The sequence below is a fragment of the Kitasatospora sp. NPDC001132 genome, from assembly GCF_053598415.1.
The window spans coordinates 370188-386822 of sequence record NZ_JBSFKF010000003.1; the positions used below are offsets into that span (position 1 = coordinate 370188).

At 72.0% G+C, this 16635-nt stretch carries 20 protein-coding genes; 5 read left to right on the forward strand and 15 right to left on the reverse strand.

The features are described from left to right. Nucleotides 1-10 precede the first annotated feature (10 nt). Genes ACWDBE_RS06280 through ACWDBE_RS06290 form a run of 3 tightly spaced genes read left to right on the forward strand, consistent with a single transcriptional unit; the run spans nt 11 to nt 2147 of the window. Nucleotides 11-775, forward strand: coding sequence for a metal ABC transporter ATP-binding protein (locus ACWDBE_RS06280; RefSeq protein ID WP_392869831.1), 765 nt, complete (start codon nt 11-13; stop codon nt 773-775). After that, the gene (locus tag ACWDBE_RS06285; RefSeq protein ID WP_449807420.1) at nt 775-1701 is read left to right on the forward strand and encodes a metal ABC transporter permease; all 927 of its coding nucleotides are present in this window, start codon (nt 775-777) and stop codon (nt 1699-1701) included. The genes ACWDBE_RS06280 and ACWDBE_RS06285 overlap by 1 nt, the downstream gene beginning before the upstream one ends. Nucleotides 1702-1736: 35 nt before the next feature. Then, nucleotides 1737-2147: a Fur family transcriptional regulator gene (locus ACWDBE_RS06290; protein WP_188298282.1), complete on the forward strand. Its 411-nt coding sequence runs from the start codon at nt 1737-1739 to the stop codon at nt 2145-2147. 149 nt (nt 2148-2296) lie between these two features. Here the strand turns inward: ACWDBE_RS06290 and ACWDBE_RS06295 are convergent, their stop codons facing one another. The 4 genes from ACWDBE_RS06295 to leuA all read right to left on the reverse strand — a co-directional run bounded on the left by ACWDBE_RS06295 (nt 2297) and on the right by leuA (nt 6792). Next, nucleotides 2297-3130, reverse strand: a complete 834-nt coding sequence (locus ACWDBE_RS06295; RefSeq protein ID WP_449789103.1) for an isoprenyl transferase — start codon at nt 3128-3130, stop codon at nt 2297-2299. Nucleotides 3131-3134: 4 nt separating this feature from the next. Then, nucleotides 3135-3881, reverse strand: a complete 747-nt coding sequence (gene recO / locus ACWDBE_RS06300) for a DNA repair protein RecO (RefSeq protein ID WP_380542322.1) — start codon at nt 3879-3881, stop codon at nt 3135-3137. A gap of 209 nt (nt 3882-4090) precedes the next feature. Beyond that, on the reverse strand, nt 4091-4756 hold the full coding sequence (locus ACWDBE_RS06305) for a TerB family tellurite resistance protein (RefSeq protein WP_392869837.1): 666 nt from the start codon (nt 4754-4756) through the stop codon (nt 4091-4093). A gap of 239 nt (nt 4757-4995) precedes the next feature. Further along, complete coding sequence (gene leuA / locus ACWDBE_RS06310; protein ID WP_449807382.1) at nt 4996-6792, reverse strand: 2-isopropylmalate synthase; 1797 nt, start codon at nt 6790-6792, stop codon at nt 4996-4998. Nucleotides 6793-7131: 339 nt separating this feature from the next. Here leuA and ACWDBE_RS06315 point away from each other — a divergent pair, with 339 nt between their 5' ends. Continuing rightward, on the forward strand, nt 7132-8157 hold the full coding sequence (locus ACWDBE_RS06315) for a M4 family metallopeptidase (protein WP_449789101.1): 1026 nt from the start codon (nt 7132-7134) through the stop codon (nt 8155-8157). A gap of 143 nt (nt 8158-8300) precedes the next feature. Further along, nucleotides 8301-8567, forward strand: a complete 267-nt coding sequence (locus ACWDBE_RS06320; protein ID WP_049651101.1) for a protealysin inhibitor emfourin — start codon at nt 8301-8303, stop codon at nt 8565-8567. 106 nt (nt 8568-8673) lie between these two features. On the opposite strand, the gene era is transcribed toward ACWDBE_RS06320, so the two are convergent. The 11 genes from era to ACWDBE_RS06375 all read right to left on the reverse strand — a co-directional run bounded on the left by era (nt 8674) and on the right by ACWDBE_RS06375 (nt 16471). Then, nucleotides 8674-9603: a GTPase Era gene (era, locus tag ACWDBE_RS06325; protein WP_270147040.1), complete on the reverse strand. Its 930-nt coding sequence runs from the start codon at nt 9601-9603 to the stop codon at nt 8674-8676. A gap of 81 nt (nt 9604-9684) precedes the next feature. Then, nucleotides 9685-9873 carry a hypothetical protein gene (locus ACWDBE_RS06330; RefSeq protein WP_449789100.1) on the reverse strand — a complete coding sequence of 63 codons (189 nt, stop codon included), beginning with the start codon at nt 9871-9873 and terminating at the stop codon, nt 9685-9687. 175 nt (nt 9874-10048) lie between these two features. Further along, on the reverse strand, nt 10049-10402 hold the full coding sequence (locus tag ACWDBE_RS06335) for a cytidine deaminase (RefSeq protein WP_189917993.1): 354 nt from the start codon (nt 10400-10402) through the stop codon (nt 10049-10051). A gap of 28 nt (nt 10403-10430) precedes the next feature. Then, the gene (locus tag ACWDBE_RS06340; RefSeq protein ID WP_449789099.1) at nt 10431-10982 is read right to left on the reverse strand and encodes a DUF4383 domain-containing protein; all 552 of its coding nucleotides are present in this window, start codon (nt 10980-10982) and stop codon (nt 10431-10433) included. Between the two features lie 26 nt (nt 10983-11008). After that, nucleotides 11009-11245: a hypothetical protein gene (locus tag ACWDBE_RS06345; protein WP_392869851.1), complete on the reverse strand. Its 237-nt coding sequence runs from the start codon at nt 11243-11245 to the stop codon at nt 11009-11011. Between the two features lie 33 nt (nt 11246-11278). Then, complete coding sequence (locus tag ACWDBE_RS06350; protein WP_449789098.1) at nt 11279-12604, reverse strand: hemolysin family protein; 1326 nt, start codon at nt 12602-12604, stop codon at nt 11279-11281. A 19-nt stretch (nt 12605-12623) separates the two neighbouring features. Then, nucleotides 12624-13118 (reverse strand): rRNA maturation RNase YbeY, encoded by a 495-nt coding sequence (gene ybeY / locus ACWDBE_RS06355; RefSeq protein ID WP_207816018.1) that lies wholly within the window; start codon nt 13116-13118, stop codon nt 12624-12626. Between the two features lie 14 nt (nt 13119-13132). Further along, complete coding sequence (locus ACWDBE_RS06360; protein ID WP_449789097.1) at nt 13133-14275, reverse strand: PhoH family protein; 1143 nt, start codon at nt 14273-14275, stop codon at nt 13133-13135. 184 nt (nt 14276-14459) lie between these two features. After that, a complete protein-coding gene (locus tag ACWDBE_RS06365) occupies nt 14460-15383 on the reverse strand; it encodes a ribonuclease Z (protein ID WP_449789096.1) in 924 nt (307 codons plus the stop codon). 5 nt (nt 15384-15388) lie between these two features. Then, nucleotides 15389-15742 carry a histidine triad nucleotide-binding protein gene (locus tag ACWDBE_RS06370; RefSeq protein ID WP_449789095.1) on the reverse strand — a complete coding sequence of 118 codons (354 nt, stop codon included), beginning with the start codon at nt 15740-15742 and terminating at the stop codon, nt 15389-15391. Between the two features lie 54 nt (nt 15743-15796). Continuing rightward, nucleotides 15797-16471, reverse strand: a complete 675-nt coding sequence (locus ACWDBE_RS06375; RefSeq protein WP_449789094.1) for an RDD family protein — start codon at nt 16469-16471, stop codon at nt 15797-15799. Between the last annotated feature and the right edge of the window lie 164 nt (nt 16472-16635).

The following is a 16635-nucleotide window of genomic DNA, read 5'->3' on the forward strand; positions in this document are numbered from 1 at the left end:
GACCAGCACCATGACCGACCCGATACCCCCGGCCGTCCGCCTCCGTGACGCCGTCGCCTCGCGCGGCGGCCGGCCGGTGCTGCGCGGCGTCGACCTCACCGTCCGCCCCGGCGAGGTCGTCGCCCTGCTGGGCGCCAACGGCTCCGGCAAGTCCACCACCGTCAAGGCCGTGATCGGCTCCGTCCCGCTGGAGCAGGGCACCCTGGAGCTGTTCGGCACGCCGTTCGGCTCCTTCCGCGCCTGGCACCGGATCGGGTACGTCCCGCAGCGCACCACCGCCGCCTCCGGCGTCCCCGCCACCGTCCGCGAGGTGGTCTCCACCGGACGGCTGCCGCAGCACCGGCTGCTGCCCTTCCGCCGCAGGGACCGCGAGGCGGTCGACCGCGCGCTGGCCGCCGTCGGCATGCTGGAGCGGGCCTCGGACGGCGTGGCCGACCTCTCCGGCGGCCAGCAGCAGCGGGTGCTGATCGCCCGCGCCCTGGTCGGCTCCCCCGACCTGCTGATCATGGACGAGCCGATGGCCGGCGTGGACGCCGCCAGCCAGCAGGTGCTCGCCGACACCCTGCGCGCCGAGGTCGGCCGCGGCGCCTCCGTCCTCCTCGTGCTGCACGAACTCGGGCCGCTGGAGCCGCTGATCGACCGCGCCGTGGTGCTGCGGGACGGCTGCGTCGCCCACGACGGCCCGCCGGTGCCCAACACCGGCCTGCACGCGCTGCCCGGCCACGACCATGTCCACCCGCACGCCGACCTGACCCCGCCGAGGCTGCTCGCATGATCGAGATGTTCTCCTACGACTTCATGCAGCGCGCCCTGCTCGCCGCCGTCCTGGTCGGGATCACCGCCCCGGCCGTCGGCATCTACCTGGTGCAGCGCCGCCAGGCGCTGATGGGCGACGGCATGGGCCACGTCGCGATGACCGGCGTCGGCCTCGGTTTCGTCTTCCAGACCAGCCCGGTCTGGATGGCCGTGCTGGTCTGCGTGCTCGGCGCCGTCACCATGGAGCTGGTCCGCTCGCGCGGCAACCAGCGCGGCGACATCGCCCTCGCGATGCTCTTCTACGGCGGCATGGCCTGCGGCAAGCTGCTGGTCTCGATGTCCGCCCAGGCCGGGGCCGGCTCGCTGGAGAGCTACCTGTGGGGCTCGATCCTCACCGTCGCCCCCGCCGACCTGGCCACCATCGCGGTGCTCGGCGCGGTGGTCATCGCGGTCACCGTCGGCCTGCGCCGCCAGCTCTTCGCGATCTGCCAGGACGAGGACTTCGCCCGGGTCACCGGGGTGCCGGTGCGCACCCTCAACCTGCTGCTCGCGGTGATGGCCGCGGTCACCGTCACGGTCGCCATGCGGGTGGTCGGGCTGCTGCTGGTCAGCGCGCTGATGGTGGTCCCCGTGGTGGCCGCCCAGCAGCTCACCCGCTCCTTCGCCGCCACTCAGGCCGCCTCGATCGCGCTCGGCGTGGTCGTCTCGCTGGCCGGCGTCACCGGCTCGTACCACCTCGACGTGCCCTCCGGCCCGGCCATCGTGCTGCTCGCCATCGCGGTCTTCGCGGTGTTCAGCCTGCTCGCCGCGCCACTGGCCCGGCGGCGCCACCGCGGCGCGGGCGAGCAGGGGCCGAAGGTCTGCGACGTCGAACTGCCGGGACAGGCCACCTACGGGCCCTCCGGCACGAGCACCCCTGAGGGACGGGCGGGGCTGGCACAATGATGTGCGAGACGCCCACGACCCCAGGAGGACCCACGGTGACCACCGCAGGCCCGTCGCCGCGCGCCCGATCGACCCGGCAGCGTGCCGCCGTCTCGGCGGCCCTGGACGAGATCGCGGACTTCCGCAGTGCCCAGGAGCTCCACGACCTGCTCAAGCACCGCGGCGACTCCGTCGGTCTGACCACGGTCTACCGCACGCTCCAGTCGCTCGCGGACGCCGGTGAGGTGGACGTGCTGCGCACCGCCGACGGCGAGGCGGTCTACCGCCGGTGCAGCAGCGGGCACCACCACCACCTGGTCTGCCGGCACTGCGGCGCGACCGTCGAGGTGGAGGGCCCCGCGGTGGAGCGCTGGGCCAACTCGGTCGCCGCCGAGCACGGCTTCAGCGACATCGCGCACACCCTGGAGATCTTCGGGACCTGCGCGGAGTGCGCCAAGCGGATCTGAGCCCCGTACGCGACGGCCCGTGCGCGACGGCCCGTACACGACGGAGAGGACCCATCGGGATGATCCCGGTGGGTCCTCTCCGTCGTCCGGGTGACGCGGGGGCGAGGGGCTCCCCAGCGCCGAGGGGCTACCCAGCTCCGAGGGGCTCCTCAGCGCTGGGACGGCACCGGCGCGCCGACCTCGTTGGGGATCGCCCCGCCGAAGCGCCGGTCACGCATCGCGTACTGCTCGCAGGCGCGCCACAGGTCGCGGCGGTCGAAGTCCGGCCAGAGCACGTCCTGGAACACGAACTCGGCGTAAGCCGACTGCCAGAGCAGGAAGTTGGAGGTGCGCTGCTCGCCGCTGGGGCGCAGGAACAGGTCCACGTCCGGCATGTCCGGGTGGTACATGTACTTGGCCAGGGTCTTCTCGTTGACCTTCTTCGGGTCGAGCTTCCCGGCCGCGACGTCCATGGCGATCGCGTGCGCCGCGTCGGCGAGTTCGGCCCGGCCGCCGTAGTTGACGCACATGTAGAGCGTGACGGCGTCGTTGCCCTTGGTCTGCTCCTCGGCGACCTGCAGCTCCTGGACGACGCTCTTCCACAGCTTGGGCATCCGGCCCGCCCAGCGGATCCGCACGCCCATGGCGTCCATCTCGTCGCGGCGGCGGGCGATGACGTCCCGGTTGAAGTTCATCAGGAACTTCACCTCGTCGGGCGAGCGCTTCCAGTTCTCGGTGGAGAACGCGTACAGCGAGATGTTCTTGACCCCGAGCTCGATGGCGCCCTTGAGGACGTCCAGCACCACGGACTCGCCGACCTTGTGGCCCTCGGTGCGCGGCAGTCCGCGCTCCTTGGCCCAGCGGCCGTTGCCGTCCATGACGATCGCGACGTGCTGGGGGATCAGCTCGCCGGGGAGCTTCGGGGGCTGTGCGCCGCTGGGGTGCGGGGTCGGGGGGACGTACGCCCGCTGCTTGCCGCCGCCGAAGAGCCGTCGCGCTGCCATGTGCTCACTTCTCCACGTATCTCATCGAGCGGATGCCCCGCTCCAGGTGCCACTGCAGATAGGCCGCGACCAGGCCGCTGCCCTCCCGCCAGTACCGCGGCTCGCAGGCGTCGGCCGTCTGCCAGTCCCCTGACAGCAGCGCCCCGAGCAGTACCAGTGTCTCAGGGGAGGGTACGGCACATCCGGGCACTCGGCAGTCGCCGCAGAGCACCCCGCCCGCGGGAAGGGAGAAGAAACGGTTCGGCCCCTCCAGGCCGCATTTGGCGCAGTCGGTGAAGCTCGCGCCGTACCCGTTCACCGCGAGCGAGCGCAGCAGGAAGGCGTCCAGCACCAGGTGCGACTCGTGCAGCCCGGCCGCCAGCGTGCGCAGTCCGCCGACCAGCAGCAGGTACTGCTGGACGGCCGGCTCGCCCTCGTTCTCGGCGAACCGCTCGGCGGTCTCCAGCATCGCGGTGCCGGCCGTGTAGCGGCCGTAGTCGGCGACGATCGGGCCCCCGTACGGGGCGATGGTCTCCACCTGGGTGCAGAGCGGCAATCCGCGACCGACCAGCTCACTCCCCCGGCTGAAGAACTGCACGTCCACGTGCGAGAACGGCTCCAGGCGGGCGCCGAACTTGGACTTGGTCTTCCGCACCCCGCGAGCCACCGCCCGCACCTTGCCGTGCTGGCGGGTCAGCAGGGTGATGATCCGATCGGCCTCGCCGAGCTTCTGCGCCCGCAGCACGACGCCGTCGTCCCGGAAAAGACTCATGGGGACCATTGTCCCCCACCCCCGCCCCGCGCCGGACAGCCGTGTTGCCCGCACCGGGGGCCGTGGGGGAGGCCTGCGGTGCGGGTCACGGCGGGCCCGGGGTGGGGAGTCCGGGGCCCGTTGTGGGGGATTCGGAGGTGGTCTTCGGATTCCGGAGTCGCGGACCGCGGTGCGCGGTGATCGACGGCCGGCGTACTCGACGGACGGTGCTACTTGTACGGCGCCCTGGCCGCCGCCTCCAGCAGCGCCCCGACCCGGGCCTTCGGCAGGTCCAGGCAGCCCCCGACCGCGGCCAGCGCGTCGCGCTCCTGCGGCAGGTAGCGCCCGTCCGCCAGCGCGATCGCCGCGCCCTGCAGCAGTAGCCGCTCGCGGCCGTGGTGGGCCAGGTGCGGGGTGAGCGGTTCGAGCACCGCGTGCAGTTCGACGGCCAGGCCGCCGGACATCCCGCGGGCGTCGTGGAGTTCTCCGCCGAGCCCGGAGAGCGCGGCGAGCGCGGCCAGCACCTGGGCCTCGCCGCAGTCCTCGAACCCGGCCTCGCGCACCGCCGTGCAGGCCGCCTCGCGGGCCGCCCGGTGGGCGGTGCCGCCGGCCGCGAGCAGGGCCAGCGCGATGGTGTACTGGGCGTCCCGCAGCATCGCGCCGAGGCGCACGCTGGTGGGCTGCTCCAGGCTCTCGACGCCGTACCGGCCGTGGCAGCCGGTGCACTGCACGCTGCCGATGACCGGACCGAGCGGGACCACCGGGGTCCCCAGCAACCGCAGCCACCGCCGGCCGTGCTGCCGGCGGTAGTTGCGGTCCCCGCCGCAGCCCGGGCAGAAGAAGTCACCGAGAACGTCAGTCCGCCACCGCGGGCGAACACCCCACAACCTGGTCACGGCGCCACTCCCCAGACATGGCAGGCGGCCTGCTCGACAATGGGCAGGTCACGCGACCGGACACCGAGGCCGTCCCACCGACCCGGCTTTCCGGTGGATCGATGTTGCCACGGTTACCGGCACGTGTCAGTACCTCGAACGGCTTCCGATTCGAAAAAATGTGGCGCAGGCCACAGTGCCAGGTTGGGGCGACGAAGGGCCGCCCCGCAGGACGGCCCTTCGCATACCACCCGTTCGAATTAGCCGCGCTGCGAGCGGTTGACGGCGCTGATCATGGCCTTCAGCGAGGCCAGCACGGTGTTGCCGTCGATGCCCACGCCCCACATCACCCTGCCGTCCACCGCGCACTCCACGTACGCGGCGGCCTGGGCGTCGCCGCCCTCGCTCAGCGCGTGCTCGGCGTAGTCCAGGACGCGCACGTCCACGCCGATCCGGGCCAGCGCGTCGGCGAAGGCCGAGACCGGGCCGTTTCCGGTCCCGGTCAGGGTCACCGGGGCACCGTCCACCAGGGCCTCGGCGGTCAGCGCGTCCCGGCCGTCCTCGGTGGTCAGGGTGCGCGAGCCGCACAGCGAGATCCGGCCCCACGGGTTGTCGGTGGTCGGCAGGTACTCGTCCTCGAAGACCCGCCAGATCTCGGCCGGGCTGACCTCGCCGCCCTCGGCGTCGGTCTTGGCCTGGATGATCCGGGAGAACTCGATCTGCATCCGGCGCGGCAGGTCCAGCTTGTGGTCGTTCTTCAGCACGTACGCCACGCCGCCCTTGCCGGACTGGCTGTTGACCCGGATGACCGCCTCGTAGGTGCGGCCGACGTCCTTCGGGTCGATCGGCAGGTACGGCACGCCCCAGGTGTGCTCCTCCACCGGCACGCCCGCGGCCGCGGCGTCCGCCTCCAGGACGTCGAAGCCCTTCTTGATGGCGTCCTGGTGCGAGCCGGAGAAGGAGGTGTACACCAGGTCGCCGGCGTACGGGTGGCGCGGGTGCACCTCCATCTGGTTGCAGTACTCGGCGGTGCGGCGCACCTCGTCGATGTCGGAGAAGTCGATCTGCGGGTCGATGCCCTGCGAGAACAGGTTCATCCCCAGCGTCACCAGGTCGACGTTGCCGGTCCGCTCGCCCTGCCCGAACAGGCAGCCCTCGATGCGGTCGGCGCCCGCCATGTAGGACAGCTCGGCGGAGGCGACGGCGGTGCCGCGGTCGTTGTGCGGGTGCACCGACAGGCAGACGTGCTCGCGGCGCGACAGGTGCCGCGACATCCACTCGAACTGGTCGGCCTGGACGTTCGGGGTGGCCCGCTCGACGGTGGCGGGCAGGTTCAGGATGATCTCGCGGCCCTCGCCCGGCTGCCAGACGTCCATGACCGCCTCGCAGACCTCCAGCGCGAAGTCCAGCTCGGTGTCGACGAAGATCTCCGGCGAGTACTGGTAGCCGAAGACGGTGTCGTCGCCCAGCAGCTTCTCCGCGTACTCCATCACCAGCCGGGTGCCGTCGGTGGCGATCGCCTTGGTGGCCGCCCTGTCGTTGCGGAACACCACCCTGCGGAACAGCGGCGCGGTCGCGTTGTACAGGTGGACGGTCGCGCGCGGGGCGCCGACCAGCGACTCCACGGTCTTCTCGATCAGCTCCTCGCGGGCCTGCGTCAGCACCGAGATGGTGACGTCCTCGGGGATCGCCCCCTCCTCGATCAGCGACCGTACGAAGGCGTGGTCGGTGGCACCGGAGGAGGGGAAGCCGACCTCGATCTCCTTGTAGCCCATCTTCACCAGCAGGTCGAACATCATCCGCTTGCGGGCCGGCGACATCGGGTCGATCAGCGCCTGGTTGCCGTCCCGCAGGTCGGTGGACAGCCAGCGCGGGGCCTTGGTGATCACCGCGTTCGGCCAGGTGCGGTCCGGCAGGTCGACGGTGCCGAACGGCAGGTAGCGCCCGTGCCGCATGCCCGAGGGCCGCTGGCGCACCGAGGCGGCGGTGATCGGGGTGGGGCGGTCGACGAAGGGACGGCCGGCGGGAACGGACGCGGCGGAGTTCTGCTCGGTCATGGAGGTGACTCGGCTTCCTGTGATGCGTGGTGCGGGCGGGTCGGGGTGGTCGACACGTGGTCGGTACCGACTGGCCGGCCTCGGCTGTCGCTCGCGATACACCGTCGGATCGCCGATTGCGCGCACAGCTCGTTCCCCGCGGCGAGGGTGCCGGCCCGGTGGACTACAGGCCCTCGACGCGGCAGCTAAGAAGAAGCAGCCCGTTGCGCATGATGGCCCCAGCGTAACCCAGCGCCGCGCGCCCCCGAAGTGATCCGGGCTTCCGTTCCACTCCTTGAGACGCGGCTGATCACGCCGGAGGTGGTGACAACCGGTCATGAAGGCGCCACCCTGGGTCACATGACTGCAGCAGTACCGATCTGCACGATCGTCCCGCCGTACGTCCTGGACCGCCTCGCCGAGGCCGGTCACGAGCCCGCCGTCCACTCCCTGGCCCTCGACGCGGCGCACCGCGCGGCCCGCCTCGACCCGCCCCCGTCCGTCGCCGCCTCCGTCCCCGGCCTGAACCGGGTGGTGTACGACGCCGACCACGGCCAGCGGCTGCCCGGGCGCAGCGTGCGCACCGAGGGCCGGGCCGCGTCCTCCGACAGCTCCGTCAACCACGCCTACGACGGCCTCGGCGCCACCTTCGCGCTCTACGCCGACGTCTTCGGCCGGCACTCGATCGACGACCGGAACCTGCGGCTGGACGCCACCGTCCACTACGGCCGCAACTACGACAACGCCTTCTGGAACGGCCACCAGATGGTGTTCGGCGACGGCGACAACGTGGTGTTCGGCGACTTCACCGCCTGCATCGACGTCATCGGCCACGAACTCACCCACGGCGTCACCCAGTTCACCGCCGGGCTGGACTACCAGGACCAGCCCGGCGCGCTCAACGAGTCGGTCTCCGACGTCTTCGGCTCGCTGGTCAAGCAGTACGCGCTGCACCAGGACGCCGCCGACGCGGACTGGCTGATCGGCGCCGGGCTGCTCGCCCCGGGCGTCCAGGGCGTGGCGCTGCGCTCGATGAAGGCGCCCGGCACCGCCTACGACGACCCGCAGCTCGGCAAGGACCCGCAGCCCGCGCACATGCGGGACTACGTGCACACCTCCCAGGACTACGGCGGGGTGCACGTCAACTCCGGCATCCCCAACCACGCGTTCTACCTGCTGGCCACCGCGCTCGGCGGCTCGGCCTGGGAGCGCGCGGGGCGGATCTGGTACGACGCGCTGACCGGGCGCACGCTGCCCGCCGACGCCGACTTCACCGCCTTCGCCCGGGCCACCGTGGCCGCCGCCAAGGCCCGCTACCCCGACGACCGGTCGGTCGTGGACACCGTCACGGCCTCCTGGGCGCAGGTCGGGATCAGCCCGGGGTGAGCGCCGGCCGGGGCCACCGGAGCGCGCCCGGAGGACGGTTGAGGCCGGGTTGAGGCCGGGTTGAGGCCGGGTTGAGGCGGGCTTGAGGTCACGGTCCGGGAAAAACCCGGCAAACCCCCTCCCCGGGTAGCACCATGGACACCATGCGCATCCAGGTGACCCGGACCGGCGGCTTCGCCGGGATCGTCCGCCAGGCGGAGATCGACACCGCCGACCGCACGGACGCCCCGCACGTGCACGCACTCGCCCGCGAGGCCGTCGCGGGCGGGCTGCGCGCGCCCTCGTACGGGGTGCCGGACGGTTTCCACTACGAGATCACCGTCGACGGCCGGTCGGTGTACTGCGCCGACCCGAAGCTCACCGACTCCCAGCGCGAACTGGTCTCCTTGGTGCTGCGCGAGGGCGCGTAGCACCTGGGCCGGGCCCCGGAGTCGACGAGGGCCCGCCCGGACGCCTTCGCGTCCGAACGGGCCCGGGCCTTCCGGCGGATCGAACTCCCCTGTCGGGAGCGCCGGTTCAGAACCCCAGCTTGCGCAGCTGCTTGGGGTCGCGCTGCCAGTCCTTGGCGACCTTGACGTGCAGGTCCAGGTAGACCGGCGTGCCGAGCAGCGCCTCGATGTGCTTGCGGGCGGTGGTGCCGACGTGCTTGAGCCGCGAGCCCTTGGCGCCGATCACGATGGCCTTCTGGCTCTGCCGCTCGATGTAGACGTTGGCGTGGATGTCCAGCAGCGGGCGGTCCGCCGGGCGGCCCTCGCGCGGGAGCATCTCCTCGACCACCACGGCCAGCGAGTGCGGCAGCTCGTCGCGCACGCCCTCCAGCGCGGCCTCGCGGATCAGCTCGGCGACCATGATCTGCTCGGGCTCGTCGGTGAGGTCGCCGTCCGGGTAGAGCTGGTCGCCCTCCGGCAGCAGCTTGGTGAGCAGGTCGGCGACCAGCTCCACCTGCTTGTCGCCCACCGCCGAGACCGGGATGATCTCGGCCCACTCGAAGCCCAGCTCGACGCCGAGCTGCTGGATGGCGATCAGCTGCTCGGCCAGGCGCTTGGAGTCGACCAGGTCGGTCTTGGTGACGATGGCGACCTTCGGGGTCTTCTTGATCCCGGCGATCTCCTTGGCGATGAACTTGTCGCCGGGGCCGATCTTCTGGTCGGCGGGCAGGCAGAAGCCGATCACGTCGACCTCGGCCCAGGTGGTGCGGACCAGGTCGTTGAGGCGTTCGCCGAGCAGGGTGCGCGGCTTGTGCAGACCGGGGGTGTCGACCAGCACGAGCTGGGCGTCGGGGCGGTGCACGATGCCGCGCACGGTGTGCCGGGTGGTCTGCGGGCGGTCGGAGGTGATCGCGACCTTCGTCCCCACCAGGGCGTTGGTCAGGGTCGACTTGCCCGCGTTGGGCCGGCCGACGAAGCACGCGAACCCGGAGCGGTACGAGGAGGAAGGGGCATTCATGGGCTCCATTCTCCCTGATCACCGGAGCCCCGCGGTCCGGGCCCGCCTCCGGGGGCGTCCGGGGGTGTCCCGGGGGCGCGTTCAGCCCTTCTTGGCGCTCTTGTTGCCGCTCTTGCCGCCCTGGCCGTCGGTGGGGACAAGCGAGACCACCACCAGCACCAGCAGGAAACCGAGCGAGCCGAACAGCCAGAGGTCCGAGCCGGTCTCCTGCCACTTGCCGAGCCCCATCACGAACAGCAGCAGCCCGGCGAAGAACGCCACCGCCCCCATGCCCCAGTCCCCCTCACCGAGTCCACTCCCCCGGTGAGATTATCTGCCGGGCCTGGGCCGAGACCATGCCCTCCGGCGAGGCCGCCGAAGGCCCGAACCCAAGGCCCCCCGACGGCCCGGAAGAGACCCGGCACGGGCCCGCACGCAGGCCCGGCACACAAGCCCGTACGGCTCCTCAGCGGGCCTCGGCGGCCACCCGCAGCGCCCCGTCCGGCCCGGCCAGCAGCACCGGCGTCCCGGCCCCGCCCAGGTCCCGCACGGCCGCCAGGTCCGCCTCGGCCGGCTGCTCCGCCTCGCTCACCACGGCCGCCGCCTCCAGCGACCTGGCGCCGCTGGCCACCGCCATCGCCACCGCCGTCTGGAGGGCGCTCAGCCGCAGCGACTCCAGCGCGACCGTCCCGGCCACGTAGGTGCGCCCGGTCTCGTCACGCACCGCGGCCCCCTCGGCGACGCCGTTGCGGGCGCGGGCCGAGCGGGCCAGGGTGATGATCTTCTTGTCTTCGGGGTCGAGCTCGACGATGTCACTCATGCCGCCGAGCATAGGCACCCGGCGCCGGTCAGTGGCCGACCGGGTGGGTCCGCCCCCGGTTCGGATGGATGACCTTGACGAAGGTCTTCGCCGCACCGGACGGCAGGTCCTCCTCGCGCTCGGTGCGCTTGCGCCAGTACGGGTTGTCGTGCGGCAGGTGGCTGCTCACCCGGCCGTACATCCCGAAGGTCGTCAGGACGATCCCGAAGACGAACGCGAACAGCACGTTCGACAACCGGAAGTTGAGGATGTTCGCTTCCGGCCGCTCCAGCACCGTCAGACCGTAGAAGCCGGACAGGACGAACAGCACGCCCACCGCCATGTTGAGATTGGACGCGAAGTTCCCGCCGATCACCGCCCCCACCATCAGGACCGCGCCCGCCACGACGGACAGGATGCTCAGCGCCCCGTTGGTCGACAGCCCGGCGATCCGGTCGCCGTGGGTGGCCAGGAAGCCGGGATGGTCGGCCAGCCCCAGGCTCCCGAACACGATCAGGAAGATCCCCCCGCCCCCCGCCCCGATCCGCCACACCATGGCGAGCCGCCGGTCGACGGGCTTCAGCGTGTCTTGCAGCTTCATGGCGACCTCCAGAGCTCGGCCATGGTCTAGCTGTAGGGATGGAGCTTCTCCATGTGCGGCGTCTCGTGCATGTAGAGCGAGCCGCACTGCTGGCAGCAGCGCAGCCCGGTGCCCCACTCCTCCTCGGGCCGCGTCTCGGCGTCGTCCGGCATGGTCCGGCCGCAGAGCGCCACCGACAGGTCCTCGTCCCGCACCACGTGCCAGGACTTGACTCCGCCGGCCGCCCCCTGCGGGCCGTACTCCGCGCGAAGTTTGTGCGTCATGCCCTCCATGGTCGCTCGGCGCCCGCCCGGCCGCTACTCGCCCGAGGGCTCCTCCGGGTCCTCGGTGTGGCGGACGGGGGCGGCGACCATGGAGCCGATCCGGTTGCGGCGGCCCGCCGAGGACTCGGCGGTCAGCAGGATGCCGGTCAGGCCGCCGTCGACCGGCTCGGGCAGCGGGATCTCGCAGGAGGAACCGGGGATCGGCACCCGGCCCAGGTGCTTGGCCAGCAGGCCGCCGACGGTCTCGACGTCCTCGTCCTCCAACTCGATGCCGAACAGCTCGCCCAGGTCCTCGACCAGCAACCGGGCGGTGATCCGGTACGAGCCGTCGCCGAGGTCCTCCACCGGGGCGATCTCCCGGTCGTACTCGTCGGTGATCTCGCCGACGATCTCCTCCAGGATGTCCTCGATGGTGACCAGCCCGGCCGTGCCGCCGTACTCGTCGATCACGATCGCCACGTGCGAGCGGCGCTGCTGCATCTCGCGCAGCAGGTCACCGGCCGCCTTGGAGTCCGGGACGAAGACGGCCGGGCGCATCACCGCGCCGACCTCCTCGGACTCCGCCTCCCGGTTGATGTGGGTGCGCCGCACCAGGTCCTTGAGGTAGACGATGCCGACCACGTCGTCCTCGCTGTCGCCGACCACCGGGATGCGCGAGAAGCCCGAGCGCAGCGCCAGGGTGAGCGCCTGCCGGACGGTCTTGTGCCGCTCGATCATCACCAGGTCGGTGCGCGGCACCATCACCTCGCGCACGATGGTGTCGCCCAGCTCGAAGACCGAGTGCACCATCCGGCGCTCCTCGTCCTCGATCAGGTCGTCCTTCTCGGCGAGGTCCACCAGGGCCCGCAGCTCCGCCTCGGAGGCGAACGGACCCTCCCGGTAGCCCTTGCCCGGGGTCAGCGCGTTGCCGAGCAGGATCAGCAACCGCGGGATCGGCCCCAGCACCGCGGCCAGCGGCAGCAGCACGAAGGAGGCCGCGGCCGCGGTGGTGACCGGGTGCTGGCGCCCGATCGTGCGCGGCGAGACCCCCACCGCGACGAACGACACCAGCACCATCACGCCGAACGCCAGCAGCACGGCCTGCCAGGTGGGCGTCACGTTGCGCACGCACACCACGGTGACCAGCACCGCGGCCGCCATCTCGCTGGCCACCCGGATCAGGGTGGCCAGGTTGAGGTAGCGGATCGGGTCGGAGGCGACGGTCAGCAGCCGCGCGGAACCGCGCCGACCGCTGCGCACCGCCTCCTCCGCCCGGAACCGGGAGACCCGGGAGATGCCCGCCTCGGCGCACGCGGCCAGCCAGCCGAGCACGACGAGCAGCACGGCACCGAGGATGAAGCTCGTACTCTCACCACTCACAGGGGTTCGGGCTCCGCGCTCAGTGGGTGGTGGGAGCCGGGGAGATGCCGCCGAGGCCGCGGCCCGCCCGCCAGTCGTCCAGGATGCGCTTCTGGAGGGCGAACATCTCCTCCTCTTCCTCCGGCTCCTCGTGGTCGTAGCCGAGGACGTGCAGCACGCCGTGCACGGTGAGCAGCTGCAGCTCCTCGTCCATCGAGTGCTTGGAGGGAGCCGCCTTGCCCTGCTGCTCGGCGACCTCGGGGCAGAGCACGATGTCGCCGAGCAGGCCCTGCGGCAGCTCCTCGCCCTCCTTGCCGGGACGCAGCTCGTCCATCGGGAAGGACATCACGTCGGTGGGCCCTGGCAGGTCCATCCACTGGATGTGCAGCTCCTCCATCGCCGCTCCGTCCACCAGGATCACGGACAGTTCGGACTGCGGGTGGATCCGCATCTTGTCCAGTGCGAAGCGGGCGACGTCGAGGATGGCTTCCTCGTCGGCCTCCCAACCGGACTCGTTGGCGATGTCGATCGACATGACGGGCTCTGTGCTCAGCTTTCGGTGCGATGGGACTGTCGGGGTGCGCGGGGTGCGCGGGGTGCGGTGGCCTTGCCGGGCCGCCGCTGGGCCGGCTTGCGGGCCGCCGGGGCGGCGTCCTCGACCTCCTGGCGGGCGTCCCAGCGCTCGTAGGCGTCCACGATCCGGCCGACCAGCTTGTGGCGGACCACGTCGGTGCTGGTGAGGACGGAGAAGTGGATGTCGGGCACGTCGGCCAGGATCTCCTGGACGACCTTGAGCCCGCTGCGGGTGCCGCCCGGGAGGTCGATCTGGCTGGTGTCGCCCGTGACCACCACCCGGGAGTTGAACCCGAGGCGGGTGAGGAACATCTTCATCTGCTCGGGCGAGGTGTTCTGGGCCTCGTCGAGGATGATGAAGGCGTCGTTGAGGGTGCGGCCGCGCATGTACGCGAGCGGCGCGACCTCGATGGTGCCGGCCGCCATCAGGCGCGGGATGGAGTCCGGGTCCATCATGTCGTGCAGCGCGTCGTACAGCGGGCGCAGGTACGGGTCGATCTTCTCGTAGAGCGTGCCGGGCAGGAAGCCCAGCCGCTCCCCCGCCTCGACCGCAGGGCGGGTCAGGATGATCCGGTTGACCTCCTTGGCCTGGAGGGCCTGGACGGCCTTGGCCATCGCCAGGTAGGTCTTGCCGGTACCGGCCGGGCCGAGGCCGAAGACGATCGTGTGCTTGTCGATCGCCTCGACGTAGCGCTGCTGGTTGAGGGTCTTCGGGCGGATCGTGCGGCCCCGGTTGGACAGGATGTTCGCGGTGAACACCTGGGAGGGCGCCGGGCTGTCCGGGTCCTGCTCCTGGCTGCGGAGCATGGCGATGGAGCGCTCCACGGAGTCCTCCGTCAGGGGCTGGCCGGTGCGCAGCACCAGCATCATCTCGTTGAAGAGCCGCTGTACGAGGGCGACCTCGGCCCGCACCCCGGTGGCCGTCACCTCGTTGCCGCGGACGTGGATGTCGGCGGCGGGGAAGCCCCGCTCGATCACGCGCAGCAGCGAGTCCGCGGTGCCCAGCAGGGTGACCATCGGGTGCTTCTCGGGGATGACGATCCGGGCGCTGACACGGCCGTCATCGGCGGGTTCGGGGCGCGACTGTCCGTTCGTACGGGTCTGCGATGTGTCACTCATAGGTCGGCGCTGGGGCCTGCCTCATCCCATCCGTGGTGTCGGGTGCCGCTCGGTGTCTCCGGGGCACCAGGGTACGCCGCGAACATGATCGCCGTGGCGGGCGGCGGGGCCGCACCCGACGATGCTGCGGCAGATCGCAGGCCGACGCGAGCCCTTTTCCGGGGTTCGCGCGGTTCCGTCCCGTTCACGACGGGCGGCGGGCCGGAACGGGCACCCGGTCGAGGTCGGCGGCCAGGACCAGTTCCCCGTCGAAGTGCTTGCGGGCGTCGGCGAGGTGCTGGCCGAGGTCCGGGTAGCGCTGGGAGAAGTGGGTCAGCACCAGGGTGCGCACGCCGGCCTCGGCGGCGACCTTGGCGGCCTGCCCGGCGGTGAGGTGGCCGTGCTCCTCGGCGAGGCGGGCGTCGGCGTCGGTGAAGGTCGCCTCGACGACCAGCAGGTCGGCGCCCTCGGCGAGGGTGTGCACGCCCTCGCACAGCCGGGTGTCCATCACGAAGGCGAACCGCTGGCCCGGCCGCGGCTCGCTGACCTCGGCCAGGGTGACGGTGCGGCCGTCCACCTCGATCGCGCCCTCGTGCTGGAGCCGGCCCACCGCCGGGCCGCGCAGGCCGAGCGCGGCGAGCCGCTCCGGCACCAGTCGGCGGCCGTCCGGCTCGGACAGCCGGTAGCCGAAGGACTCCACCGGGTGGTCCAGCCGGACGGCGTCCAGCGCGAAGCGGGCGCCGGGCGCGGGCAGCGGTCCGGGCTCGTCGATCGGCCGGGGCCGCAGCACGGCCGTCTCGTGGTAGGCGGTGGAGTGCCGCAGCCGCTCGAAGTAGACCTCGCCGGAGGCCGGGAAGTAGACGTCGACCGGGTGCGGGACCCGGTCGAGGTTGATCCGCTGGATCACCCCGGCGAGGCCCAGGCAGTGGTCCCCGTGGAAGTGGGTGACCGCGATCCTGGTGATCTGGGTGGCCGTGACCCCGGCGTGCAGCATCTGGCGCTGGGTGCCCTCGCCGGGGTCGAACAGCAGGCCCTCGCCGTCCCAGCGCAGCAGGTAGCCGTTGTGGTTGCGGTGCCGGGTGGGCACCTGGCTGGCGGTGCCGAGGACGACGAGTTCGCGCTGGGACACGTGGGTCAGACCATGCGCTCGGTCATCGACATCCCGCCGAGGACGTGGACGTGCGCGTGGAAGACGGTCTGTCCGGCGCCCGCACCGGTGTTGAAGATCAGCCGGTAGTCCTCGATGCCCTCGTCCCGGGCCACCGCACCCGCCTCGGCGAGCAGTTCGCCGGCGATCTCCGGCTCGGCGGCGGCCAGCGCGGCCGCGTTCGGGTAGTGCACGTGCGGGATCACCAGCACGTGCACGGGCGCCTTGGGGGCGATGTCGCGGAAGGCGAGGGTGCGCTCGGTCTTGCGCACCACGGTCGTCGGGATCTCGCCCGCGACGATCTTGCAGAACAGGCAGTCGGGCTGCGGCTCGCCGGCCATGGCGCTCTCCTCGGGATCGGTACGTCGGGTGTGGTGGGGCCGTACGGGCGCAGCCTAGCCGAGCCGGGCGACGGCCTGCTGGTACTCCTGGAGGTGCTTCCAGCGCACCGAGCGCACGCCGACCAGGTCGCCCTCGTCGCTGTCGTAGTCCTCGGTGAGAAGGTTGACGGCGAGGATGACGAAGCCGAGCAGCCAGCGCCTGGTGAGCCGCCAGGTGTCGGGCCGCATCACGCCCTTGCGGCGCACCACCCGCATCGCCGCGATCCCCTTGCCCACGCTGAAGCCGGTCAGCCGGGCGAGCACCACCTGGTTGAGGAAGGACGCGCCGAGGCCGACCGCCAGCAGCGCCACGAAGTACGGCACCGCCGGTCCGCCGCTCTGCACGGCGTGGCCGGCCACGTACTCGGTCCTCGGGCGGCTCGCGGCGTTGGCGGCGACGAAACCGAGGCCGATCGCGAACAGCCAGTCCAGCACGATCGCCAGGAACCGCCGACCGCCGCCCGCCTCCTTGGGGCAGGGCGGCAGGGCCCGGCCCTGCGGCTGCGCGTAGGCCTGCGGCGGGTACGGCTGCTGGTGGGGCTGCGGCTGGTGAGGCTGCGGGTAGGGCTGCTGGTAGGGCTGCTGGTACGGCTGCGGCTGCTGGTACGACGGCGCCGGCGGGTACGGCTGCTGCGGCTGCTGTGCGTAGGGATTCTGGTCGTACTGCGGCGGCGGGTAGCCCTGCGCCATGTGTTCCCCCGTGAACTGTGGATCAAGAAGCAGCCCCGCATCCTACCCACGCCCCCGCACACCGGAGTGGGGGGGGGGGGCGGGGCCCCGCCGAAAACCCCGCAAACCCCACCAACCCCCCCCCCCCCCCCCCCCACCCCCCCCGCCCCCGCCGGCGGAACGCC